Raw genomic sequence first — 23,496 nt, forward strand, 5'->3', positions numbered from 1 at the left:
CTCATCAGCCCAGTTGCTCCATGGCGCGCGGCGCCTGCGTGGGCGCGGTCGATTCGGTGCCCAGCGCCTCCAGCAGCAAGAAGAGCTTGCCCACGCCCGCGTACAGCGCGCTGCCGCTCATGAGCCGGCCGTTGCGCACCGGGCGCGCCGTGAGCTGGCCCAGCAGCGCACGCGTGCGGTCGGCCCACTCGCCCTCGGCGTGCAGCAGGCGCCACACGGTGGTGGTGACCTGGCCGGCGATCAGCAGGCGCTTCATGTTGTCGGGGTCGCCCAGCTCGCCGATGCCGCCGGCCAGCTGCACGCCGTCGCGCAGCAGGCGGAAGCAGGGCTCGGCCTCGTTGGCCCAGCCTTGCCATTGCGCCAGCTGGCGCGCCGGCACGTCGGTGCCCACGTTCGACAGCGCGAACGACAGCGACAGCACGTTGCCGGTGCGCGCATCGAGCGTGCGCACGGCCACGCAGCGCAGCGCGGGCATGGCCTCGCGTGCCACGCCGGCCGCCGCGGCGGCGGTGTTGAAGCGCAGCACCACGTCCACGTGCGCCTCGCATTGCAGCGCGGCCTTGCCGCGGAAACGCACGGGCCGGGTCTCGCCGAACTCGAAGTCCATGCGCGCGAGCGTGTCGGGCGCGCCGGTGCGCGTATCGATCACGGCGGTGGAGCCCGGCGCGCGCGCCAGCCAGCGCTGGCCCGCGGCATGCCACTGCACCATCGCCTCGATGCCGGGCAGGCGCGTGAGCACATGCACCACCGGCTTGGCGCCGAAGTCCTGCTGGCGCAGCCAGGGCGCCTGGCGCGCGCCGGGCTTGCGCGCCGGGTCTTTCATGCCGCGCGTGGCGGCGGTGGCCAGCCACTGGTTGGGCGCCGCGAGCGGCAGGCCCGTGCGGTCCGACAGCAGCAGGCTGCCATGGCATTCGTAGGCGTCGCCGCCCTCGTTGGAGCGCAGGCCGATCTGGCCCGACAGCGCGAGCACATGCTGCTCGCAGCCCGCGGCCACCTCGCTGCGCGCATGCACGGCCAGGTCTTGCAGCAGGGTCTTCTGGCCGACCTGCTCGTCACCGGCCAGGCGCCACAGGCCCCGCGCGCGCTCGAAGCCGATCTGCGCGCCGGCCAGCGCGCTGGCGGCGGTGGCCAGTTCCTGCGCGTCGTGCGCCATGGCGCGAATGAGGTTCTGGTACTTCAGGCGCAGCCGGTCGGTCTCGCCCTGGGCCTGCACCACCTGCGCGGAGGCCGCGGCGCTGTTGGCGCCGGCGCCCTCTTCCTGCAGGTCGCTCTCGGCCGGCACGAACAGCGGGTTGTGCTGGCGCGGCTGGAACACGCTGTCCACCAGCTGCGCGCGGTCGGCCTGCATCAGGTTCTCGGGCACCTTCTGGCCGCTGGAGATGTAGTGCACCGGCAGGCGGTGGCGGATCACGGTGTCGATCAGCGCGCCCGGGTGCGTGGCCTCGTCGACCTTGGTGAAGATGCAGCCGGTCAGCTCGTTGCCGTGGCGGTAGGCGTGCACCACCTCGTTGAGCGTGTCGCCGTGGCTGGTGGCGTTCAGCAGCAGCAGGCGCTTCACCGGGCGCGGGCTCTGGCCCAGCATGGCGATCTGCTCGGGCACGGCGCGGTCGCGCTGGCTCATGCCCACGGTGTCGATGAGCACCATGTGCTTGTCGCGCAGGTCCTGCAGCACCAGGTGCAGGTCGGCCGCGTCCTTCACGGCGTACACCGGCACGTTCAGGATCTGGCCGTAGATGCGCAGCTGCTCGTACGCGCCGATCCGGTAGCTGTCGGTGGTGACCAGCGCGAGCTTGTCGGCGCCGAAGCGCATCACGCAGCGCGCGGCCAGCTTGGCGGTGGTGGTGGTCTTGCCGACGCCGGTGGGGCCCATCAGCGCGTACACGCCGCCCTGCGCGAACAGCGCGTCTTCGTCTTCGTGCACGGGCACGGCGCGGATCAGCTCCGAGCGCACGTAGGCCATGCCTTCGGCGTAGGTCTGGCCGGTGGGCAGCTTCTCGAGCATGGCCTTGGACAGCTTGGCGCTGAAGCCGGCGCCGAGCAGCGTGCGCAGCAGGCGCCCGCGCACGGGGTCGCGGCGCTGCTTGTCGTTCCACACCACGCTGGCGAGCTGCTCTTCGATCATGCCGCGCATGGAGTGCAGCTCGTTGAGCACGGTGTCGGATGCGGGAGCGAGCGTGGCTGCGGGTGCCGTGTGGGCCACGGGCGCGGGCATGGCGGCAGGCGCAGCCTGCACGACCGGTGCGGCGGCGGCGACCGGGGCCATGTGCGCCACATGCGCCACCTGCGCCACAGGGGCTGATGGTGCCACGGCAACAGGCGCGACCGCAATGGGCGCGACGGCAATGGGCGTCAACGGCACGGCGCGCATCGCGGCCGGTGCCACCGGCGCGGCCACGGGCGCCACATAGGCCACCGGTGCCGCCGGCTGGGCCGGCTTCACAGGCGCGGCATCACCCACCACCTGCTGCATGTCGCCTTCCACCATGGCGACGATCTCGACGCCTTCCGGCGCCACGCGGTGGCTGAGCACGATGGCATCGGCGCCGAGCGCCTCGCGCACCAGTCTCAGGGCTTCGCGGCTGGTGGCCGCGACGAATTTGCGTGCGGTGGTGCGCACGTCGGTCTGCTGGGAATTCAAACGCGTCCTCCAATGGCGGCAGTGATCTTGATGGTGCGGGAGTCAGGAATCTCCGCATGCGAAAGCACCTTGAGCTGCGGCAGGCTGCGCCGCAGGAAACGGGACAGCAGCACGCGCAACGCGTGCTGCACGACCAGCACGGGCGCCAGGCCCAGCTGCTCCTGTCGAACGATGGCGGCCTGCGCCTGGCGCAGCAGGTTGTCGGCAATGCCGGGCTCGATGCCGCTGCTGCTGGTGAGCGCCTGCTGCAGCACGCTGTCGAGCGAGCCGTCCAGGCCGATGACCTGCATCTCGGTCTCGCCCGGGAACAGCTGCTGCGTGATGGCGCGGCCCAGGGCCAGGCGGGTGAGCGTGGTGAGCTCGGTCGGGTCCTTGATGGTCGGCGCGTGCTCGGCCATCACGTCCAGGATGGTGCGCATGTCGCGGATCGGCACCTCTTCGTCGAGCAGGTTCTGCAGCACCTTGTGCAGCGTGCTGAGCGACAGCACCTTGGGCACCAGATCTTCGGTGAGCTTGGGCGCAGTCTTGGCGATCTGGTCGAGCAGCTGCTGCACTTCCTGGCGGCCGAGCAGCTCGGCGGCGTGCGTCTGTATGAGGTGGTTCAGGTGCGTGGCCATCACCGTGCAGGCATCGACCACCGTGTAGCCGTACACCTGCGCCTGCTGGCGCAGGCTGGCGTCGATCCACACCGCCGCCAGGCCGAAGGCCGGGTCGCGCGTGGGCGTGCCGGGCAGCGAGCCCGTCACCTGGCCGGGGTTGATGGCCATCCACTGGTTCGGGTAGGCCTCGCCGCGGCCGATCTCCACGTCCTTCAGGCTGATGATGTACGTATTGGGGTTGATCTCGAGGTTGTCGCGGATGTGCACCACCGGCACCAGGAAGCCCACCTCCTGCGCGATCTTCTTGCGGATGCTCTTGATGCGCCCCAGCAGCTCGCCCTGCTGCGACTGGTCCACCAGCGGAATGAGGCGGTAGCCCACCTGCATGCCCAGCGGGTCGACCATGGCCACGTCGTCCCAGGTGGCCTCGGCCATCTCGGCGGCGGGCGACACGCTGGCGGCCTGCGCGGCGGCGGCGGCCTGCTGCGCGGCCTCCTTCGGCTTGCGCAGGATCAGGCGGCGGCCCAGCCACACCAGGCCGCCCGCGATCAGCAGGAAGGCCAGATTGGGCATGCCCGGGATCATGCCCAGCAGCCCCACGATGCCGGCCGTGAGGAACAGCACCTGCGGGTTGGAAAAGAGCTGGCCCGTGAGCTGGCTGCCGACGTCCTCGTCGGTGGTCACGCGCGAGACGATCACGCCGGCCGCGGTGGAGATCACCAGCGCCGGAATCTGCGCCACCAGGCCGTCGCCGATGGCCAGCAGCGTGTAGGTCTTGCCGGCCGTGGAGAAGTCGAGCCCGTGCTGCAGCATGCCCACCACCAGCCCGCCGATGATGTTGATGACCATGATCAGCAGGCCCGCGATGGCGTCGCCGCGCACGAACTTGCTGGCACCGTCCATGGAGCCGTAGAAGTCGGCTTCCTGCGCCACTTCCTGGCGGCGCTTGCGGGCCACTTCCTCGCCGATGAGGCCGGCGTTCAGGTCGGCGTCGATGGCCATCTGCTTGCCGGGCATGGCGTCGAGCATGAAGCGCGCGCCCACCTCGGCGATGCGGCCCGCGCCCTTGGTGATCACCATGAAGTTGATGAGCACCAGGATGATGAACACCATCACGCCCACGGCGAAGTTGCCGCCCACCAGGAAGTGGCCGAAGGCCTCGATCACCTTGCCCGCGGCGTCGGGGCCGGTGTGGCCGTGCATGAGCACCACGCGGGTGGAGGCCACGTTCAGCGACAGGCGCAGCAGCGTGGAGAACAGCAGCACCGCCGGGAAGGCCGCGAAGTCGAGCGCCTTCATGGTGTACATGCTCACCAGCAGCACCATCACGGAGACCGCGATGTTGAAGGTGAACAGCAGGTCGAGCAGGAAGGGCGGCAGCGGCAGCACCATCATGCTCAGGATGAGGATGATGAGCACCGGCCCGGCCAGCCCCTTGAACTGCGTGCCACCGAACAGGTTCGGCGGCAGGCGCAGGAAATTGGTCATCGCGTTCATGCGGCTTGGGCTTCCACGGGGTTCGGTGTGTCAGGGGTATCAGGGGTGTCTGCGTACTGCAGGTCGGCGGGCACCTGCAGGTCGCTCGGCGTGCGCGGCTGGTCACCGCCGTCGCTCTTCCAGCGCTTGAGCTGGTAGACCCAGGCCAGCACCTCGGCCACGGCCGTGTACAGCCCGGCCGGAATCTCCTGGCCCAGCTTGGTGTGCTTGTAGAGCGAGCGCGCCAGCGGCGGCGCTTCGAGGATGGGCACGTTGTGCTCCTTGGCCAGCTCGCGGATGCGCGCGGCCACCAGCTCGGTGCCCTTGGCCACCACGCGCGGCGCGCGCATGTCGCTGTCCAGGTACTGCAGGGCCACCGCGTAGTGCGTGGGGTTGGTCAGCACGATGTCGGCCTTGGGCACCTCGGCCATCATGCGGCGGCGCGCCATGGCCTGCTGCTGGCGGCGGATCTGCGCCTTGATGTGCGGATCGCCTTCGCTTTCCTTGTGCTCCTGGCGCAGGTCTTCGCGCGACATGCGCAGCTTGCGGTAGTAGCTCCAGAGCTGGAAGGGCACGTCGATGAGCGCCACCAGGAACAGCGTGGCGGCGATGAGCGCGCAGTGCTTGGCCACCAGCACCATGGCGTGCGGCAGCGCGTAGTGCGGCGGCTGGGCCATGAGCGCCATCAGCGCCTCGATGTCGCGCGACACCACCCACCACGCCACCCAGCCGATGAGCGCCGACTTGGCCAGCGCCTTCACCAGCTCGGCCAGCGACTGCGCCGAGAACATGCGGCCGATGCCGGCCAGCGGATTGAGCTTGCCGGCGTTGAACGCGATGGCCTTGGTGGAGAACATCCAGCCGCCCAGCATCAGCGGCGCCACCACGGCGGCCACCACCATCATGCCGAACCAGGGGCCCACGGCCATCAGCGCCTGCATGCCCATGAGGCCGGTCTGGGCCAGCATGTGCTGCGGGTCGAAGGCGCTGGCGCGGTCGAACTGCAGGGCCCGGCGCAGCGCGCCGTCCATGCTCCTGCTGAGCGAGTCGCCGGCGAGCCACAGGCCCGCGCTGGCGGTCGCCAGCATCACGAACGTGGTGAGTTCGCGTGAACGGGCAACGTTGCCTTCCTCGCGCGCCTTTTCCAGGCGCCGCTCGGAGGCGGGTTCCGTTTTTTCGAGATCGCTTTCCTCAGACATTCATGCTCCGGACGGCAGTGGCGGACTACGCCTTGCCTAGAACCAAATTATTGAATTCGGTCGTCCGGAACAATCTGTCGATCAGGGCCCTGATCGCCCTGCTCTTCGCACAATCAGCGCGCCGCGGCCGAGGCAGGCCGGGACGCGCGCGGGCTCAGAAACCCAGGCTCTCCAGCAGGTCGTCGACCTGCGCCTGGTCGGTCACCGCGTCGGGGTTGCCGGGCTTGACCTGGGGGCCGTTCTGCAGGCTGTGGGCGGCCTCGGTGCGCTTCTCGGGCGGGGAGTTGTCGATCAGCACCTGCAGCAGCTGCGTCTCCACGTCGTTGACCACTTCCATCATCTTCTTGATGACCTGGCCCGTCAGGTCCTGGAAGTCCTGCGCCATCAGGATTTCCATCAGCTGCGAGTTGATGGCGCTGGCGCGCTGGGGCACCTCGTTGAGATAGCCGCGCGTGTCCAGCACCAGCTCGCGCGCATGGTCGAGCTCGATGGGGTTCTCGAACCACTTGTCCCAGCGCTGGCTCAGGCCCTTGGCGTCGGCGGCCAGCGCTTCCTGCAGCGGCTGGGCCACGTCGATGGCGTTGAGCGCGCGGTGCGCCGCGCGCTCGGTGGTCTCGGCCACGTAGCTCAGGCGGTCGCGCGCGTCGGGAATGGCTTGCGCGGCCTTGGCCACTTCCTTGTCCAGGCCCAGTTCGCGCAGGCCCTCGCGCAGCTGGCGCGTGAGCTGGCCGATGCGGCCCAGCAGTTGTTCGGCGGTGTTGGTGGAGTCCGCGGCCTCCGTGGCGGTCTGGCTCATGTCAGGCCGCCTCTTTGGCCAGCTTCTCGAAGATCTTGGTGATCTTCTCTTCCAGCGTGGCGGCGGTGAAGGGCTTCACCACGTAGCCGTTGGCACCCGCCTGCGCGGCCGCCACGATGTTTTCCTTCTTGGCCTCGGCCGTCACCATCAGCACCGGCAGCTTCTTCAGCTCGGGGTCGGCGCGAATGGTCTGCAGCATGGTCAGGCCGTCCATGTTCGGCATGTTCCAGTCGGACACCACGAAGCCGAAGTTGCCCCCGCGCAGCTTCTCGATGCCCGCCGCGCCGTCCTCGGCCTCGTCGACGTTGAGGAACTCCAGCTCCTTCAGCAGGTTGCGCACGATGCGGCGCATGGTCGGGAAGTCGTCCACAACCAGGATTTTGATGCTCTTGTCGATCACGATATTTCCAACTCCAACAGGTCGTTATTCAAACTCGGTTCGCACGTTCACCGAACGTGCGCAGGTGCGCCAGAACCCGGCGGCTCACTTCACTCAATGGGGAAACCTCGTCCACCGCGCCCAGCGCGATGGCCTCGCGCGGCATGCCGAAGACCACGCAGCTGGCCTCGTCCTGCGCCAGCGTGTGGGCACCGGCGCGCTTCATGCGCAGCAGCCCCTCGGCGCCGTCCTTGCCCATGCCGGTCAGGATGATGCCGATGGCGTTCTTGCCGGCGTGCTTGGCCGCCGAGTCGAACAGCACGTCGATGGACGGGCGGTGGCGGTTCACCGGCGGCTCCTGGTCCAGGTGGGCCACGTAGTTGGCGCCGCTGCGCGCCAGCGACAGGTGAAAGCCGCCGGGCGCGATGTAGGCATGGCCGGGCAGCACGCGCTCGCCGTGCTCGGCCTCTTTCACGTTGATGCGCGAGAGGCCGTCCAGCCGCTGCGCGAACGAGCGCGTGAAGCCGGCCGGCATGTGCTGCGCGATCATCACCGCGGGCGAATCGGGCGGCAGCGGCTGCAGCACCTCGCGAATGGCCTCGGTGCCGCCGGTGGAGGCGCCGATGATGATGAGCTTCTCGGTGCTCAGCAGCGGGCTGCGCAGCAGCGACTCCTGCGGCGCCTCGGCCACGGCGCCCTGCCCTGCGCGGGCGGTGGCATGGCGGCTGGGCAGCAGGCGCGCGCCGGCGGCCGTGCGGATCTTGCCGGCAATGAGCTCGGTGTAGTTCAGCAGCCCGTCGCGCACGCCCAGGCGCGGCTTGGTCACGAAGTCGATCGCGCCCAGCTCCAGCGCGCGCAGCGCGATCTCCGAGCCGCGCTCGGTGAGCGACGACACCATCACCACCGGCATGGGCCGCAGGCGCATGAGCTTCTCGAGAAACTCCAGCCCGTCCATGCGCGGCATTTCCACGTCGAGCGTGAGCACGTCGGGGTTGGTGACCTTGATGAGGTCGCGCGCCACCAGCGGGTCGGCCGCGGTGCCCACCACCGTCATGTCGGCCTGGCTGTTGATGATTTCGGTCATCACGCTGCGGATCAGTGCCGAATCGTCGACACACAGCACCTTGATTTTCTTGTTGACGCTCACCGGATTCCTTTGATTGCTGCCACCGGGACCTTGCGCGGTACGGAGGTGGCCGGGGTGGCCAGGGCGGCCGAACCATGGCCCGATCGTTGCGGGTCGCTTTCCGTGCGCAGGCCACCCAGCCTGCGCAGCAGTTCGCCTTCTTCGTTCTGCACCGCCAGCACCTCGGTCTGCGCGCGCAGCTTGCGCACGATGGCCTTGCCGGTGGACGGCAGGAAGCACACGCGCCGCGCATGCGGGCCGCGCAGGTCTTGCGCCGCCACCTCGATGCGCTCGTTGCGCAGGTAGCGCAGCACGAAGTCGGCGTTGCGGTCGCCGATGTTCAGCGTGGTCATGTTGGCCAGCACCGCGCCGCCGCCGAACACCTTGGCCTGCAGCCGCTCGCGCCGCGCGCCCACGCGCACCAGCTCGCGGATGAGCACGTCCATGGCGTAGGCGCCGTAGCGCATCGACTCGGTGGCGTCGCGCCGGGGCGCGCCCGGGCCGGCCTCGCCGTCGTCGGGCAGCATGAAATGGTTCATGCCCGCCACGCCCGCTTCGCGGTCGTGCAGGCAGGCGGCCACGCACGAGCCGAGCACGGTGCTCAGCACGGTGTCGCTCGAGGTCACGTAGTACTCCGAGGGCAGCAGCTTCACGGCCATGAGCCCGACGTCGCGGTCGAAGTAGTGGTGGCTGGCGACCGCCCCCGGCGCGCCCACGTGCGTCGCGGTCATGGCAGGCCGGAGGCTTTCGCGCGCGCCAGCTCGTACACGGTCTGCCCGAGCGGGCGGAACGCCGGGTTCACCAGCGACGCGTTCTCCGAATGCCCGGCGAACAGCAGGCCGCCCGGCTTGAGCAGCGGCGCGAAGCGGTCGAGCACCTTCTTTTGCGTCGGCTTGTCGAAATAGATCATCACGTTGCGGCAGAAGATGGCGTCCACCGGCTCCTTCACCGCCCACGAGCTGTCGAGCAGGTTCAGGCGCGAGAACTTCACCAGCGCCGCCACTTCGGGGCGGATGCGCACCTTGCCCGCGTTGGCGCCGGTGCCCTTGTTGAAGAAGCGCCGCAGCCGGTCCGGCGAAAGCCGGCGCACCTGCTCGGTGGTGAACACGCCGGTGGCGGCCTTGCCCAGCACCGCGGTGTCGATGTCGGTGGCGATCACGCGCGCGGACGCCGCCTTGTCGCCCAGCGCCTCCATCAGCGTGATGGCCAGCGAATAGGGCTCCTCCCCGGTCGACGCCGCCGCGCACCACACCGTGACGGGCTGCTGCGCCTTGCGCACATGGTCGGCCAGCGTCGGGAAGTGATGCGCCTCGCGAAAGAACGAGGTGAGGTTGGTGGTGAGCGAGTTGATGAACAACTGCCACTCCTCCCCGTCCTGGCGCTGTTCGAGCCAGTCGAGGTAGGTGGAGAACTCCGGCACCTGCAGTTCGCGCAGGCGGCGCGACAGCCGGCTGTACACCATCTGGCGCTTCTGCTCGCCCAGGGCGATGCCCGCGCGGCGATGGATGAGGGTGCGGATTCGGGAGAAATCGCTGTCGGTAAAAAGAAACTCGGAGTTCACGGCAGCCTTGGAAATGTGGCTTTCAATGTACATAGCACTCCCTGTTTCCAATGAGCCGATAAGACGCGGCAACACCTTGCAGTTCTGCCTGCAGTCGTGCCTGCAGTCCTGCCTGCAGTGCTGCTCGAGGTTGCCTGGTGGTCATGCGTCGCGCCATGCTCAGGGACCCGACGCGGCGGGGCCTGCGTCCTGCGACCACACCAGCGCGGTGAGCTGCGCCGCGTTCACCTGCGCCGCGCTCACGAACAGCGCTTCCGAAAGGCGCGGTGCCTCGCCGTTGTCCAGCTCGCAGGCCTCGGCCAATGCCACGAAGGGGCCGTAGAGGCCGCCGCGCGACAGGATGGCCTGCTGCACGGCCTCGGTGAGCTGCACCTTGCGCAGCACACCCTCCATCGACACGCCCAGCAGCTGGTCGAGCAGCGAGAACATGCCCGCCACGAACAGGTTGTCCGACTCGCTGGCCGGCAGCATGCCCTGGCCCATGAGCTCGACGAAGCGCCCGCGCAGGATGGCCTTCTTCATCATGAAGGGCGAGCCCGCCTTGTTGCTGGTGGCCAGCAGCAGCGACAGCCAGCGGTACAGCGGCGAGTAGCCCAGCATGGTCACCGCGTGGCGCAGCGAATGAATTTCCACCGCCACGCCCACCGAGGGCGAGTTGATGTAGCGCAGCAGCCGGTAGGTCAGCGCCGCGTCGTGCTTGAGCGCGGCCTCGATGGTGCGCACGTCTTCGTTGCGCTGGATCATCTGCATGAGCTGCACGATGAGCAGCGACTCGGGCTGCAGCGCGTCTTCGGCCTCGCGCACCGGCGGGTTGCCGAAAGCGCCGTCGATGAACACGTTCACGCGGCGCGCCATGCACGCCTCGTACTCTTTCCAGGTGCGAACGCGCGACGCGATGATCTCCACGCTCGGGTGCCCCAGCAGCATTTCCTGGCGCAGCAGCGACACGGTGGCCGCGTCGTTCGCCTCCACCTCGAAGTGCGTGACGATGGCGCGCAGCTCGGTGTCCTCGGGCAGCGCCTTGGCGCCGCACAGCATGAAGCCGAAGCCCTGCTCGCGCATGAACAGCAAGATGGAGCGCATGTCCGCGTCGAGCAGGTCGTCGGGCCCCATGCACAGCACCACGTTGTGCGCGGGCAGCGACTGCAGCTCGCCCTGGAACAGCGCGTCGACGGCCACGTCGACGAACAGCACCTGCGAGCCCAGCAGCCAGCCCGACTTCTCGGGGTTGAGGTGCAGGGCCAGCGTGTCCATCAGCGCCTTGACGCCGGCGGCCGGCGCGGCCGCGCGCGAGCCGGGCTGGTCGCCCGGTGCGCGCCATGCCATGCGGTAGCCGATGACGCGGCGTTGCGCGTCCAGCAGCATCTCGTAGGCCACGTTGCCATGGGCGCCGGGCTCGTTGGAGACCAGCGCGGCATTCGCGCCCTTGTCGTTGGCGTCGCCCGAACCGGAGCGGCGGAAGAAATCGAAACGCATGCAGCAGTCTCCGTCTTGGGTGTCAGAGAGCGATGGCGTCGGTCCTCCGGGCGGCGCCCGCCAGGGCGGCGGCGCTCGCGGCCTGCGCGCGCTGGATGCGCGGCATGGCGCCCACGTCGACGATGAAGGCCACGCTGCCGTCGCCCACGATGGTGGCCGCCGAAATGCCCGGCACCTTGCGGTAGTTGGTCTCCAGGTTCTTCACCACCACCTGGTGCTGGCCGAGCAGCTCGTCCACCAGCAGCGCGAAGCGGCTGTCGTCGGCCTGCACGATCACCAGGATGCCTTGCGTGGGCTGCGTCTGCGCGCCGCTCACGTCGAACACGCGGTGCAGCTCGATGAGCGGCAGGTACTCGCCGCGCACGCGGATCACGTGGCCTTCGGCGGTAATGGAATGCAGGTGCTCCGGCAGCGGCTGCAGCGATTCGATGACGTAGCTCAGCGGAAGAATGTAGGCCTCGCTGCCCACCTTGACCGACATGCCGTTCAGGATGGCCAGCGTCAGCGGCAGCACGATGCGGGTGGTGGTCCCCTGCCCGCCGCGCGAGTGGATTTCCACGTGGCCGCCCATTTCCTGGATGTTGCGCTTGACCACGTCCATGCCAACGCCGCGGCCCGAGATGTCGGTGACCTGCTCGGCGGTGGAGAAGCCGGGCGCGAAGATGAGCTGCCACACCTCCTCGTCGGGCATGCTCTCGCTGACCGCCATGCCCTGCTGCAGGGCCTTGGCCAGGATGCGCTCGCGGTTGAGGCCGGCGCCGTCGTCGCTCACCTCGATCACGATGTTGCCGCCATGGTGCTGTGCCGAAAGCAGCAGCTGGCCGGTGGCGTCCTTGCCCTTGGCCAGGCGCACCTCGGGCGTCTCGATGCCGTGGTCCAGGCTGTTGCGCACCAGGTGCGTGAGCGGATCGACGATGCGCTCGATGAGGCCCTTGTCGAGCTCGGTCTCCTTGCCGTAGGTGTCCAGGCGCACCTGCTTGCCCAGCTTGGCGCTCACGTCACGGATCACGCGCGGGAAGCGGCTGAACACGTAGTCCATCGGCATCATGCGGATGGACATGACCGATTCCTGCAGGTCGCGCGCGTTGCGCTCCAGGTGGCCCAGGCCGCTCAGGAAGCGCTCGTACGCCACGGGGTCGAGCATGGTGGCGGCCTGCGTGAGCATCGACTGCGTGATGACGAGCTCGCCCACGAGGTTGATGAGCTGGTCGACCTTTTCGACGTCCACGCGGATGGAGCTGGATTCCTTGGCGCCGGCCGGTGCCGCCGGTGCCGAGGCCGCGGGTGCCGCGGCCAGGCGGGCGGGTGCATCGGCGACCACCACGGGCTCGGGCTCGGGTTCGGGCTCAGGCGCCACCGCGACGGCGGGTTCCGGCTCGGCGGCGACCTCGGCGGCGACCTCGGCGGTCGCTTCGGCAGGCGCACCGGCGCCCTCGCGGCTGATATCGATCTGCGATTCGTCGATGACGAAGCAGCACACCGCCACGATGTCGTCGGGGTCGCAGGAGGTCTCCAGCAGCACGGTCAGCTGGTCGTTGGTGCGGGTGCGCGAGCGCACGGTGCCCAGGTTGGTGAGCTCGCCGGCGAGCAGCTCGCATTCGCTGTCGGACAGGCGCGCGAAGCGGATGCGCAGCACGCCGTCGCCGGAGGCGGCCGCTTCGGGCTCGGCGGACGCGGGTGCGGGTGCCGGCACAGGGGCCACGGCAACGGGCTTCGGTGCGGGCTTCGGCGCGGGGGCCGGTGCGGCCGCTGGCGCGGAGGCCGCGCCGGCGTTTTCCAGCGCGAGCTTTTGCAGCACGCCGCAAATGTGCGCGACCATGTCGGCTTCCGGCTCCTTGCCGGCCTGGTAGGCGGTGAGTTGTTCTTGCAAGGCGTCCTTCGTTTCCAGAAAGGCATCGATCATCGGAGCGCTGAGAACCAGCTGCCCGTGGCGGGCGCGGTCCAGCAACGATTCGAGCACGTGCGTGGTGTTGGTCAAGGCGGTGAAACCGAACGTCGCCGCACCACCCTTGATGGAGTGGGCCGCGCGGAAGATGGCGTTGAGCTGTTCGCTGTCGGGCGCGTCGACGTCGAGCTGCAGCAGCAGCTGCTCCATCTCGGCGAGAAGCTCGATGGCTTCGACGAAGAATGCCTGGGTGAATTGACTGAGGTCCATCTCGTGTGCTCCGGGCCGCCGCTCTCGCGCCGGCCCCTGGGTGTTGCTTGTCTTCGTTATCGCGACGCGACGGTCGCCTTGGGAGCTGCCGGGGGCACGTTGCCGATGCGCGTGCCCACGGGTTCGTTCGCGTTCTCGCGCTCGATGCGTTGCTGCGTGCGGTGGTTCAGCAGGATGATGCTGATGCGCCGGTTGATGGGGTTGCGCGGGTCGGCCTTGTCCAGGTGCATGCTGTCGGCCAGGCCGATCACGCGCAGCACCTTGCCCTCGGCCATGCCGCCGATCATCAGTTCGCGGCGCGAGGCGTTGGCGCGGTCGGCCGACAGCTCCCAGTTGCCGTACGAGCGGTCGTTGGTGTAGACGATGGCGTCGGTGTGGCCCGACAGCGTGATCTTGTTGGGCAGCACGTTCAGCGCCGGCGCCAGCTCGCGAAGAATGGCGCGCATGTGCGGCACCACGCGCGCGCTCGACAGCTCGAACATCGGCCGGTTCTCGGTGTCCACGATCTGCAGGCGCAGGCCCTCGGTGGTGATGTCGATCAGGATCTGCGAGCGGAACTGCTGGAACACCGGGCTCTTGGCGATCAGCTCCTCGAGCTGCTGCTTCATCTCGGCCAGGCGGTTGGCGTCGGCCTCGTCCTCGCTGGTGGCCTCGGTGTTCTTCACCTCGCCCTCGACGTGCATCACGTCGGCGCCGCCGCCGGGAATCATGCTGCTGCTCAGGCTGCTCTTGTCGCCGCCGTTCATGGCCACGCGCAGCGGCATGCGAAAGTGCTCGGCAATGCCGTCGCGCTGCTTGGGGCTGGAGATGGACAGCAGCCACATCACCAGGAAGAACGCCATCATCGCCGTCATGAAGTCGGCATAGGCAATCTTCCAGCCACCGCCATGGTGGCCGCCGCCGTGCGCCTTGTGCACGTGCTTGATGATGATCTTCGGCTTGCCTTCGCTCATGGTCGCTTGCTCGTTCGCTCGGTTCTTCTTGCGGTGCGAGCGTCAGCGCGCCTTGACTTCACGCACGTGGTCGTCCAGCTCGGTGAACGAGGGGCGCTCGGTCGAGAACAGCACCTTGCGGCCGAACTCCACCGCCAGTTGCGGTGCGTAGCCGTTCAGGTTGGCCAGCAGCGTGACCTTGGCGCACTGGTAGATCTTCATGCCCTCGGACACCTTCTGCTCGATGAGCGAGGCCAGCGGCGAGACGAAGCCGTACGCCAGCAGCACGCCCAGGAAGGTACCCACCATGGCGTGCGCAATGAGCGCGCCCATCTCCGAGGGCGGCAGGTTGGCCGAGGCCAGCGCGTGCACCACGCCCATCACGGCCGCCACGATGCCCAGCGCGGGCAATGCGTCGCCCACGCGGGACAGGCTGTGGCCGGGCACCATGGCCTCGTGCTGGATGGTCTCGATCTCGTGGTCCATCAGGGCCTCGATCTCGTGGGCGTCGGTGTTGCCGCTGATGACCAGGCGCAGGTAGTCGCACAGGAAGACGGTGATCCCTTCGTGGCCCAGGATGTTCGGGTAGCGCGAGAAGATCTCGCTCTGCGCCGGGTCCTCCACGTCGGACTCCAGCTTCATCATCCCTTCCTTGCGGGCCTTGGCGAGCAGCTCGTACAGCAGCGCGAGCAGGTCCATGTAGAGCTGGCGGTTGTGCTTGGAGGTGCGCAGCAGCAGCGGCAGCTCCTTGATGGTCGCCTTGATGGTCTTGCCGTTGTTGCCCGCGATGAACGCGCCCAATGCTGAGCCCCCGATCATGAGCAGTTCGATCGGCTGGAACAGGACGCCGAAGTGCCCGCCCATGAGGCCGTAGCCACCGAACACGGCACCGATCACCACGATGTATCCAACCAGAACCAGCACGGGCTACCCCTCATCGCCCTCGGGCGTCAAACAAACCAAACCCCGACGTCCACGAACCGGACGCGAGGCACTTTCCCCTAGACCGCGCCGCCGAGGTCGAGCGTCGGGCCCACGGCCACCAGTCCGCCCCGGCGCACTTCCACGGCCTTGGGCTTGCGTGCCTTGCCCGCGCGCGAAGGCGGCCGGCACAAGACACACACATATCCATTCTTGTGATCGTGCGCATGCGCCACGAAGTGGCCACCGCACCGGCTGCACGGGCTCAGCTGCAGCATGTCGCTGTCGAAGAAGCGCACCATCGTCTCGGCGCGCGTGAAGTCGAGCACCACTTCGCCGCCCTGCGACGAAACCTGTTCCACATAGAGCCTGTAGGCCTTGATGAGCGCAGGCAGTTCGTTCTCGTCGGCTTCATCGAGCATGAAGCGGTAGATGTTGTAGAACATCGACGAGTGAATGTTGGCCAGCCACGTCATGTACCAGTCGGTAGAAAACGGCAGCAGACCCTTGGGCGGCGAGACGCCCTTGAGCTCCTTGTACAGGCGGATCAGCCGCTCGCGGCTCAGCGTGACCGCCGCCTCGAGGAACTGCAGTCTTGCACCGAGCCCGATCAGCTCGACAGCGAGCTGCACTTCACGGACTTCGCCAAGGACGCTCTTGCGGGGGGTCATGCAGCCGCCACGCCCAGGTCGCGCATCTGGCCCTGGCCTTGGGCCTGGATCTGTCGCGCCGCCATCAGGATCGACATATGAGCCTGTTGCAATGCAGGCTCCTTGCCTTCGCCGACCACCGCGAACATCGGGCGGTCGTCCAGGCGGAAGCTGCACAGCAGGAAGTTGGATGCCGCGAGCTTCACGATCTGGCTGAGCGACATGTTCGCCAGCAGGTCGGCGAGCTCTCGCCCGACGCCGAGCCTGAACATGGCCTCGGCCCGGTCCTGCTTGACCAGCTTCTGCGCGAGCAGCATATAGGCCAGGTTGATCTCGCCGATTTCCTTAGAAATCACGCCGCCTGCATTGAAATTGCTATTTTCCACGTCTTTTTCCATTTCCGATCTCCAGTCCACAATGGTTCTAATCAATCGTGTATACATTCTATACACAAAGTTTTACACTTTGAAGAACTTTGTAAGAGATGGCGACAAAAAAAGTAGGACAAGTCTGACATCAAGGTGACTCACTCCCTCTGTCAGAGTGGCAAAGTTGCCAACGAGGGTGCGAGCAGCGACCTGCAACCAGTGGTTACAAAGATACACTTTCGGCAGTAATGTATTCATTTCAATTGGCGAATTAATAAAGACTATGGGCATTTCGTCCATTCGGGGAATGGCGTTTTATGCGGCTCCAAACCGGTCGGATGAATGCCCATGACTTTGCATTGATCTACTGCCTTGATTAATTCGCCGCACGGCCTTCGAGACCGTAGAGCCAGGCCATGACCTCGGCCACCGCCAGGTACAGCTGGGGCGGGATCTGCTGGTCGAGGTCGACCTGCATCAGCAGCTTCACGAGGTCGGCGGACGAGTGCACGTACAGCCCGTGCGCGCGCGCCTCGCGCATGATCGATTCGGCCGCCACGCCGTAGCCCTTGGCCACGACGACGGGCGCCTTGCCCTTGTCGGCGTACGACAGCGCGATGGCGCTCGTACGGTCGTCCAGGGCTTCGTTCAGGGCGGGGCCGCTCATGCCGCCTCCGCCATGGTTTTTTCAGTCACCTGCAACTGCTGCAGCTCGAGGCCCGCGGCCTCCAGGCGCTTGGCAAGCTGGCCCACATCGCCGCGCAGCCGCGCCGTGGTGGTGGCTTCGCGCGCCGACAGGTGCGCCTGCACCGACGCGCCCGCCAGGCTCAGCCGCAACTCGACCTCGCCCAGCCGCGGCAACGCCAGCGACACCGTGGTCGACCAGCGGCGCTCGGCCTCTTCCACCGCGCCGGCGCCTTCGCGGGCGGCGGGCTTGTCTTGTTCTTCCTCGACGGACCAGGTCATCGGCACGTCGGGCCAGGCCTGGCCGCTCCAGCGGAAGGCGGCGGTGGCCAGCAGGTCGAGCTGCTGGTGCACCAGCGTGACCGCTTGCGGGTGAATGACTTCGCCACGCGGCGCCGTCACCGATGCGGGCGATGCGGACGCTGACGATGCGGCTGCGCTGTCGGACAGGCGCGCGATGTCGCCAGTACGGTGCGACGGCGCGTCGCCATCGACCGTGGCGCGACCGCCAGCACCGTCGGCCTGCCCGTAGGCAGCCTGCAGGCGCGACGCGTCGACCGATGCGCCCGCGTCATGTGTTTGCGCGGCGCCGGGTTGGGCCGCGGCATTCGCCGGGGCCGCATGCGGCGCCGCAGTGTGGGGGGTGCCCGCTTGAGGAGCGGCACGCGCCGCATCGCCTTGCGCTTCACCGGCAGAAGCCGGCGTCGACGCGGCCGCGGCAGCCGGCAGCAACGCATCGGCCACGCCAGGCACCGCGGCAAGCGCTGCCGCCGCCGCGGCGGGCTGCGCCACCACGGGACCGGCCCAGCGCACCTGCGGCTCCCGCGTCATCTGCGCGAGCGTGCGGGTGCCGGTGGCGAACTCCGCCAGGTGCGATTCATAGAAGAGCCCGCTGTCGGACACCGTGCGTGCCAGCGCGCCGGCCAGTGCCGCGGCGCTGGCGGGCTGCTGGCCAGAGGCCGACAGCGGCACCGTGCCGCGCACCGGGCCGGGCTCGGCCTGCAGGTCGGCCAGCACCGCGCCGATGACGCGTGCCGCCACCGACAGCCGCGTGTCCACCGAAGACGGTGCGCCGCCGCCGGCGTGCACCGCGCCACCGAGCAGCGCGCCCGGCAGCTGGCGGTCGAGCGCCGCGTTGGACGGCAGCCGCACGTCGTTGTCGACCTTGCCGATGGGCACGGCCGCACCCGGCGCGCCGATGGTGGTCTCGCCCTTGATGCCCAGCACGTCGAGCCGCGGCGCGAGCCGTGCGGCCAGCAGTGCGTCGATCAGTCCGGCGAGTCCAGTCATGGGGGTGGCGTCAGGTAAGGAAATTCAGGCGGGGGAAGGCAGGTCGGGCGCTCGGTGCAATGCTCAATGCGTCGAACCGTAGGCGCGTCCCACGCTCTTCTGCTTGTGCAGGTGGCCCATGCGGGTCATCAGGTCGTCCAGCTGCGGCTTGATCAGGCCCGACACCTCGGCCTGGTCTTCGCGGATGCGGTCCAGCAAGGCGAGCACGCGCTCGATCTGGATCGCGTCCAGCGTCTCCAGCGGCTCGATGGCGCGCAAGCGCTCGACCAGCCCCGAGCAACGCGTCTCGATCTCGGGCAGCTTGCCCCATTCCTTCGAGCGTGCAAGCACCAGCATCAGCGCGACGCTGGCGGCCAGCTCTTCATAGCAATGAACGACCTCACTCCGGACTGCCATGTTGTTCCCTATCTCTGTTGTCATTTGTGATCTCCCTCCGCGGCTGCGCTGGTCAGCCGCGGTTGCGCTCGTCGATCTCCCGCCATGCGGAAGCGACGTTTTCGAGCAGCTGCCCGGCCTCGTCCAGGGCCTGCACGTCGTTGTGCAGGTTGGCCTGGAACAGGCGCCGCACGACGTAGTCGTACAGCGCGGACAGGTTGCCCACGAGTTCGGCGCCGGCCTCCCCGGCTGCCTTCGCATCGAGGGCGGCCTTCAGGCCGTTGTCCACGATGCCGATGGCCTTGGAGATCGACTGGCCCTTGGCCTCGACCTCCCCGCTCACCATGTGGTGCCGCGCCATGCCGATGGCGGTCTTGGCGCCGTCGAACAGCATCACGATGAGCTGGTGCGGCGACGCGCTCATCACGCTGGTTTCCACGCCGACGCGCGCATACGCGCCGGCACCGGTGCGAAGGTTGTGGGGGGTGTACATCGGCTGCTGCTCCAGTTTTTCGTTCTGCTGAATTACTTGCTGCTGCTCATCGCTTCGAACTGCTGCGTGAGGTAGGTCTTGGTGTTGTTCATGCTGTTGATCATCACGTCGAGCTGCGTGAACTGCGCCTTGTAGCGGGCCACGGTGGAGTCCACGCGCAGCTGCATCGCGTCGTACTGCGTGTCGAGCTGCTTGATGGTGGAGGTCACGCCGTCGCTGGCGATCTTCAGCGCGCCGTTGTTCAAGTCGGTCACCAGCGCGTCGATCTGCTTGCCGTAGCCGCCGGTGCTGCCGGTGGCGCTGGAGAACAGGTTGGCCACGCCCTTCAGGTTGGTCGCCAGGGCCTTGTCGAGCTTGGTGGCGTCGATGGCGATGGTGCCGTCCTTCTGGAAGGCCACGCCGATCTCGGTGAGCACCTTCATGTCGTTCGGGCCGCCGGCCTGCGGCGTGGTCAGCGCCTGGCGGATGCGCGTCTGCAGGTTGCGCAGCGTGCTGTCGCCCACCAGCGCGGCGGCGGTGTTGGTGTCGGCGTCGTAGGTGGTGAGCGACTTGGCGCTGCTTTGCAGGGCGTTGTACGCGTTCACGAAATCGGTGATTGCCGACTTCACGCCCGCCGTGTTTTCCTTCATCGACAGGCCGGTCTTGCCGGTGTTCACCAGCGTGAGCGTGGCGCCCTGGATGGCTTCCTTCACGGTGTTGGTCGAGCTGGTGACGTCGATGCCGTTCACGTTCAGCTGCGCGTTCTGCGCGGCCGAGGTCTGCTTCAGGTTCTGCGTGCCGGCCGGGTCGTTGTTCAGCAGGTTCTGCAGCGGCGCGTCGCCGGCCACCGAGATGCGCATGCTCGACTTCTCGCCCGTGGTGGACGAGGTCAGCACCAGCCGGTTGGGTGCGCCGCTGCCGTCGTTCACGATGGTGGCCGTCACGCCGGCCTGGGCGTTGTTGATGGCGGTGCGGATGCCTTCGAGCGTGTTGTTGGTCGGGTCGATGGTGATCGACTTCGACGGCTGGCTCGCGTCCGCGGTGAAGGTGGCGCCGGTGTACTTGCCGGTGGTGGCATCGAGCGTGCCGCCCGTGACCTGGCCGAAGTCGATGGTGATCTTGCCGTTGCCGATGGCGGTCTTGGTGTCGACCTGGCCCGCGCTGATGACGGTCTGCGCCTGCGCGAGCTGCTTCACGTCGATGGTGAAGTTGCCGGCGGCGCTGGAGTCCGTGGCCGTCGCCGACAGGATGCCGCTGACGGTGGGCGTGCCGGTCACGCTCTGGAACAGCGTCGGGTCGCCCAGCTTCTTGCCGGCCGCCTGCAGCGTGCTGAGCGCGCTCTGGATGGTGCCGTAGGCCGACAGCTTGCTCGTGTAGCTCTTGGCCTTGGCTTGCAATGCCACCAGCGGCTGGCTTTCTGCCGTGGTGAGCTGCGTGAGCAGGGAGGCGAGGTCGAGGTTGGCGCCAACGCCGAGGCTGCTGATCGTTGCCATGTGTGTGTATTCCTGATTACTGCGATTGCAGATGAAAAATCGAATGTGGCTTCAAGGAGGGGTCAGGCGGATTCAGGCGGCTTCAGGCCGCGTGGTCCACCAGCAGCCCCTTGCCGTCGCTCATGAGCTTGGCGATGCGCACGACTTCCTCGTTGGGAATCTGGCGGATGACCTCGCCGCTGCTGCGGTCCACGACCTTCACGATGAGCTTGTCGGTGTCCTTGTCGACCTCGAACTGCAGGCCGACCTCGCGCAGCGCGAGCGACTCGTTCACCTGGTGCACGGCCTGCTCGACCTGCACCGGCGAAGCCTCTTCCTTTGCTTCGCTCTTCGTCGCGGTGGAAAGGCCGCGCACGCCCGCGCTCGCACCCGAGGCGCCGCCGACGAGCATCTGCGTCCACGGGTTGTCCTTCACTGGGTTTGCTGGCACGGGGTTCGACATTTTTTCCACCTGACTTGTTTGACTGCTCTTTGTTCTTCGCTGTCCTCTGCGGCCTCGCTCCCGTTGCCGAGGGCATGGCCGCAGAGGACAGCGCAGGCCGGGTCCGGCTTGCTTCCGGGGACCTGCACCGGCCGGACCCCACCCTGTTCGGGTGGTGCCCGGCCTTGCCTTGCTTCTAACTAGCCCTTGTCGATCAACGCAGGAGCGACAGCACGCCTTGCGTGGTCTGGTTGGCTTGCGACAGCACCGAGGTGCCGGCTTGTTGCAGGATCTGCGCGCGGGTCATGTTCGACACTTCCACGGCGTAGTCAGCGTCTTCGATGCGCGAACGCGACGACGACAGGTTGGTCACCGTGGTGCCCAGGTTGGCGATCACCGAGTCGAAACGGTTCTGCACCGCACCCAGCGAGGAGCGCAGCTTGTCGACCTTCGACAGGGCGGCGTCCAGGGTCTTCAGGGGGTCGACCGTCGACTTGGCGTCGCTCACTGCGTTGGTCGTCAGCTTGCCGGCCTTCGTCGAGTCGGCGTACACAGTGCTGCCTTGCGCGTCGGTCACCACGCCGTTGGCGTTCAGGTTGATCGATTCGGCGGCGACCGTCGTCAGGCCGCTCACGCCCATGAAGGCGCCGGTCACTGCACCACCAGCTGCTGCCACTGCGTAGGCAGTGGTAGCGCCAGCGCCGTCGATGTCGATGGAGCCAGCGCCACCGTTGATCTTCGCTGCGACCTGGTCGGCCGAAGCCTTTTCACCGGCGACCGCGAAGGTGCTGGCGCCGGCAGCTGCCGTCACCACGGTGTACGAAGCGCCGGTAGCGCCGATGGTGATCGAGTCGCCAGCGGCGGCCATGCCGGTGGCTTGTTCGAGCACGGCCGACAGGGTTGCAGCGGTCGTCGTGCCACCGCCGGTCTTCGTCAGGTTCTTCGACGTGTCGAGGTACAGGGCCGAGCCGTCGGCAGCGTCGGTCAGGGCGCCGTTGCTGTCGATCTTGACGTCCATCGAGTGGGTGCCGAGCTTGACCGTGGCGGTCACGCTGGTGCCAGCCGGCGGGGTCAGCGATGCGAGCGTGTTGGCTTGGCTGCGCGCGGCTTCAGACGCGGTGTAGCTCTTGGTGGCTGCGCTGTACGTGTACGTTGCGCCGCCGGTCGAGGTGACCGTGCCGCCGTCTTGCATCTTGGCCAGCACGTCGTTGGCCGTGGCGCCGTTCTTGGCGGCGGTCAGCGTGCGGGTGTAAGGCGTGACGCCGTTGGTGGTCGTGCCTGCGGCGAAGCCGGCGACCAGCAGGTCGGAAGACGTGGCAGCCTTGTTCTTCGAACCGGTGTTGTTCACGTTGAAACCGTCCAGACCCAGGGTCTTGGCGCTGATTTCTTGCAGGTCGATGTCGATGGTTTCGCCGTCGTTCGCGCCGACTTGAACCGTCAGCTTGCCAGCGTCGGCCGAGAGGACCTTCACGCCGTTGAACTGGGTCTGGTCCGACACGCGGTTGATTTCGTCCAGGCGCTGGCCGATTTCCGACTGGATCGAGTCCAGGTCGGTCGACGAGTTCGTGCCCGTGGCGGCTTGCACCGACAGTTCGCGGATGCGTTGCAGGTTGTTGTTGACTTCGGTCAGAGCGCCTTCGGTCGTTTGAGCGATCGAGATGCCGTCGTTGGCGTTGCGCGTTGCTTGCGTCAGGCCCTTGATGTTGGCCGTGAAACGGTTGGCAATGGCTTGGCCGGCAGCGTCATCCTTGGCGCTGTTGATGCGCATGCCAGAAGACAGGCGCTCGATGGCGCTGTTCAACGCCGACTGCGACTTGTTGAGGTTGTTCTGCGTGAGCAGCGAAAGGCTGTTGGTGTTGATGACTTGCGTCATGTTGGACTCCTGATTGACAAAGGTTGTGTGACTCCGGCCATCGGCCGTAACGCTGGACCCGCTTCCGCTGTGAGACTCAAGCCATCGTTGAATTGGTTATCGGCGGGTGCCTTCAAACCTTTAGGGCGGCGTACAAAAAAGTTGCACAGGCCGCGCCAGTCACCCAACCAGGCCCCTCAAGCCTGCAGGTTCATCACTTCCTGATAGGCCGTCACCAGGCGGTTTCTGACCTGCAGGCCGGTCTGGAACGCCACGTTGGCCTTCTGCAGGTCGACCATGACGTCGTTCAGGGCGACGCCGGGCTTGCCCAGTTCGAAGGACTCGGCCTGTGCGTAGGCGCTTTGCTGCGCGCCGCTGATGTTGGCGAGCGAGCGCTTCAGCTCGGCGGCAAAGCCGCCGGCCTCGGCAGGGGCGGCGGCGCCGCTGGCCGGGCCGATGCCGGTGTTGAGCGCGGTGACGCGCATTTGCTGCAAGACGGATTCGATGGCGCTGATCGACATGGGATCTCTTCTTCCTGTGTGAACACTTCTGCGTGACTTGACAAGGAGAACGCTGGGTCCTCCGGCTGGCGTGCAGCGTATCAAGGGAAGACCCCGATTCAAGCGCGCAACT

Annotated in this window: 22 protein-coding genes; all 22 read right to left on the bottom strand. The window is 67.6% G+C overall.

Features of this window, described 5'->3' with window-relative positions:
• Nucleotides 1-4 precede the first annotated feature (4 nt).
• Complete coding sequence (flhF, locus tag AB6807_RS22145; RefSeq protein ID WP_371086259.1) at nt 5-2,638, bottom strand: flagellar biosynthesis protein FlhF; 2,634 nt, start codon at nt 2,636-2,638, stop codon at nt 5-7.
• Nucleotides 2,635-4,734 (bottom strand): flagellar biosynthesis protein FlhA, encoded by a 2,100-nt coding sequence (gene flhA / locus AB6807_RS22150; protein ID WP_116910991.1) that lies wholly within the window; start codon nt 4,732-4,734, stop codon nt 2,635-2,637. Before flhA ends, flhF begins: the two co-directional genes overlap by 4 nt.
• A complete protein-coding gene (flhB, locus tag AB6807_RS22155) occupies nt 4,731-5,912 on the bottom strand; it encodes a flagellar biosynthesis protein FlhB (protein WP_116910990.1) in 1,182 nt (393 codons plus the stop codon). The genes flhA and flhB overlap by 4 nt, the downstream gene beginning before the upstream one ends.
• Nucleotides 5,913-6,066: 154 nt before the next feature.
• A complete protein-coding gene (cheZ, locus tag AB6807_RS22160) occupies nt 6,067-6,708 on the bottom strand; it encodes a protein phosphatase CheZ (protein ID WP_116910989.1) in 642 nt (213 codons plus the stop codon).
• Between the two features lies 1 nt (nt 6,709).
• Nucleotides 6,710-7,105 carry a chemotaxis response regulator CheY gene (gene cheY, locus AB6807_RS22165; RefSeq protein WP_172839779.1) on the bottom strand — a complete coding sequence of 132 codons (396 nt, stop codon included), beginning with the start codon at nt 7,103-7,105 and terminating at the stop codon, nt 6,710-6,712.
• 31 nt (nt 7,106-7,136) lie between these two features.
• Nucleotides 7,137-8,171 carry a chemotaxis response regulator protein-glutamate methylesterase gene (locus AB6807_RS22170; protein ID WP_371086382.1) on the bottom strand — a complete coding sequence of 345 codons (1,035 nt, stop codon included), beginning with the start codon at nt 8,169-8,171 and terminating at the stop codon, nt 7,137-7,139.
• A 59-nt stretch (nt 8,172-8,230) separates the two neighbouring features.
• Nucleotides 8,231-8,944 carry a chemoreceptor glutamine deamidase CheD gene (cheD, locus tag AB6807_RS22175; RefSeq protein ID WP_371086260.1) on the bottom strand — a complete coding sequence of 238 codons (714 nt, stop codon included), beginning with the start codon at nt 8,942-8,944 and terminating at the stop codon, nt 8,231-8,233.
• Nucleotides 8,941-9,807 carry a CheR family methyltransferase gene (locus AB6807_RS22180; RefSeq protein ID WP_165840389.1) on the bottom strand — a complete coding sequence of 289 codons (867 nt, stop codon included), beginning with the start codon at nt 9,805-9,807 and terminating at the stop codon, nt 8,941-8,943. The genes cheD and AB6807_RS22180 overlap by 4 nt, the downstream gene beginning before the upstream one ends.
• A gap of 126 nt (nt 9,808-9,933) precedes the next feature.
• On the bottom strand, nt 9,934-11,250 hold the full coding sequence (locus tag AB6807_RS22185; RefSeq protein WP_116910987.1) for an EAL and HDOD domain-containing protein: 1,317 nt from the start codon (nt 11,248-11,250) through the stop codon (nt 9,934-9,936).
• A 22-nt stretch (nt 11,251-11,272) separates the two neighbouring features.
• On the bottom strand, nt 11,273-13,405 hold the full coding sequence (cheA, locus tag AB6807_RS22190) for a chemotaxis protein CheA (RefSeq protein ID WP_371086261.1): 2,133 nt from the start codon (nt 13,403-13,405) through the stop codon (nt 11,273-11,275).
• A 56-nt stretch (nt 13,406-13,461) separates the two neighbouring features.
• The gene (gene motB / locus AB6807_RS22195; RefSeq protein ID WP_116910985.1) at nt 13,462-14,358 is read right to left on the bottom strand and encodes a flagellar motor protein MotB; all 897 of its coding nucleotides are present in this window, start codon (nt 14,356-14,358) and stop codon (nt 13,462-13,464) included.
• A 42-nt stretch (nt 14,359-14,400) separates the two neighbouring features.
• The gene (gene motA / locus AB6807_RS22200) at nt 14,401-15,261 is read right to left on the bottom strand and encodes a flagellar motor stator protein MotA (RefSeq protein ID WP_116910984.1); all 861 of its coding nucleotides are present in this window, start codon (nt 15,259-15,261) and stop codon (nt 14,401-14,403) included.
• Between the two features lie 77 nt (nt 15,262-15,338).
• Nucleotides 15,339-15,929, bottom strand: a complete 591-nt coding sequence (flhC, locus tag AB6807_RS22205; RefSeq protein ID WP_116910983.1) for a flagellar transcriptional regulator FlhC — start codon at nt 15,927-15,929, stop codon at nt 15,339-15,341.
• On the bottom strand, nt 15,926-16,306 hold the full coding sequence (gene flhD, locus AB6807_RS22210) for a flagellar transcriptional regulator FlhD (RefSeq protein ID WP_116910982.1): 381 nt from the start codon (nt 16,304-16,306) through the stop codon (nt 15,926-15,928). Before flhD ends, flhC begins: the two co-directional genes overlap by 4 nt.
• 346 nt (nt 16,307-16,652) lie before the next feature.
• The gene (locus AB6807_RS22215) at nt 16,653-16,943 is read right to left on the bottom strand and encodes an EscU/YscU/HrcU family type III secretion system export apparatus switch protein (protein WP_371086262.1); all 291 of its coding nucleotides are present in this window, start codon (nt 16,941-16,943) and stop codon (nt 16,653-16,655) included.
• Nucleotides 16,940-18,250, bottom strand: coding sequence for a flagellar hook-length control protein FliK (locus AB6807_RS22220; protein WP_371086263.1), 1,311 nt, complete (start codon nt 18,248-18,250; stop codon nt 16,940-16,942). Before AB6807_RS22220 ends, AB6807_RS22215 begins: the two co-directional genes overlap by 4 nt.
• A gap of 63 nt (nt 18,251-18,313) precedes the next feature.
• On the bottom strand, nt 18,314-18,646 hold the full coding sequence (locus AB6807_RS22225; protein ID WP_165840388.1) for a flagellar protein FliT: 333 nt from the start codon (nt 18,644-18,646) through the stop codon (nt 18,314-18,316).
• A gap of 52 nt (nt 18,647-18,698) precedes the next feature.
• Nucleotides 18,699-19,118 carry a flagellar export chaperone FliS gene (gene fliS, locus AB6807_RS22230; RefSeq protein ID WP_116910978.1) on the bottom strand — a complete coding sequence of 140 codons (420 nt, stop codon included), beginning with the start codon at nt 19,116-19,118 and terminating at the stop codon, nt 18,699-18,701.
• Between the two features lie 32 nt (nt 19,119-19,150).
• A complete protein-coding gene (fliD, locus tag AB6807_RS22235; protein WP_371086264.1) occupies nt 19,151-20,590 on the bottom strand; it encodes a flagellar filament capping protein FliD in 1,440 nt (479 codons plus the stop codon).
• An 82-nt stretch (nt 20,591-20,672) separates the two neighbouring features.
• Complete coding sequence (locus tag AB6807_RS22240; RefSeq protein WP_165840387.1) at nt 20,673-21,020, bottom strand: flagellar protein FlaG; 348 nt, start codon at nt 21,018-21,020, stop codon at nt 20,673-20,675.
• 205 nt (nt 21,021-21,225) lie between these two features.
• A complete protein-coding gene (locus AB6807_RS22245; protein WP_371086265.1) occupies nt 21,226-22,884 on the bottom strand; it encodes a flagellin in 1,659 nt (552 codons plus the stop codon).
• Between the two features lie 176 nt (nt 22,885-23,060).
• On the bottom strand, nt 23,061-23,384 hold the full coding sequence (gene fliE / locus AB6807_RS22250) for a flagellar hook-basal body complex protein FliE (protein ID WP_116910974.1): 324 nt from the start codon (nt 23,382-23,384) through the stop codon (nt 23,061-23,063).
• Nucleotides 23,385-23,496: the final 112 nt, after the last annotated feature.

The sequence above is a fragment of the Variovorax sp. RCC_210 genome (assembly GCF_041355175.1).
GTDB lineage: Bacteria > Pseudomonadota > Gammaproteobacteria > Burkholderiales > Burkholderiaceae_C > Variovorax.

Coding starts and splice junctions, on each gene's coding strand:
- flhB (WP_116910990.1), bottom strand. CDS start 5,912: ATGTCTGAGGAAAGCGATCTCGAAAAAACGGAACCCGCCTCCGAGCGG.
- fliE (WP_116910974.1), bottom strand. CDS start 23,384: ATGTCGATCAGCGCCATCGAATCCGTCTTGCAGCAAATGCGCGTCACC.
- fliD (WP_371086264.1), bottom strand. CDS start 20,590: ATGGCAACGATCAGCAGCCTCGGCGTTGGCGCCAACCTCGACCTCGCC.
- AB6807_RS22180 (WP_165840389.1), bottom strand. CDS start 9,807: ATGTACATTGAAAGCCACATTTCCAAGGCTGCCGTGAACTCCGAGTTT.
- cheA (WP_371086261.1), bottom strand. CDS start 13,405: ATGGACCTCAGTCAATTCACCCAGGCATTCTTCGTCGAAGCCATCGAG.
- AB6807_RS22215 (WP_371086262.1), bottom strand. CDS start 16,943: ATGAGCGGCCCCGCCCTGAACGAAGCCCTGGACGACCGTACGAGCGCC.
- motB (WP_116910985.1), bottom strand. CDS start 14,358: ATGAGCGAAGGCAAGCCGAAGATCATCATCAAGCACGTGCACAAGGCG.
- AB6807_RS22225 (WP_165840388.1), bottom strand. CDS start 18,646: ATGGCAGTCCGGAGTGAGGTCGTTCATTGCTATGAAGAGCTGGCCGCC.
- AB6807_RS22170 (WP_371086382.1), bottom strand. CDS start 8,171: ATGACCGAAATCATCAACAGCCAGGCCGACATGACGGTGGTGGGCACC.
- flhC (WP_116910983.1), bottom strand. CDS start 15,929: ATGACCCCCCGCAAGAGCGTCCTTGGCGAAGTCCGTGAAGTGCAGCTC.
- AB6807_RS22220 (WP_371086263.1), bottom strand. CDS start 18,250: ATGACTGGACTCGCCGGACTGATCGACGCACTGCTGGCCGCACGGCTC.
- AB6807_RS22245 (WP_371086265.1), bottom strand. CDS start 22,884: ATGACGCAAGTCATCAACACCAACAGCCTTTCGCTGCTCACGCAGAAC.
- cheZ (WP_116910989.1), bottom strand. CDS start 6,708: ATGAGCCAGACCGCCACGGAGGCCGCGGACTCCACCAACACCGCCGAA.
- fliS (WP_116910978.1), bottom strand. CDS start 19,118: ATGTACACCCCCCACAACCTTCGCACCGGTGCCGGCGCGTATGCGCGC.
- cheD (WP_371086260.1), bottom strand. CDS start 8,944: ATGACCGCGACGCACGTGGGCGCGCCGGGGGCGGTCGCCAGCCACCAC.
- AB6807_RS22185 (WP_116910987.1), bottom strand. CDS start 11,250: ATGCGTTTCGATTTCTTCCGCCGCTCCGGTTCGGGCGACGCCAACGAC.
- flhA (WP_116910991.1), bottom strand. CDS start 4,734: ATGAACGCGATGACCAATTTCCTGCGCCTGCCGCCGAACCTGTTCGGT.
- flhD (WP_116910982.1), bottom strand. CDS start 16,306: ATGGAAAAAGACGTGGAAAATAGCAATTTCAATGCAGGCGGCGTGATT.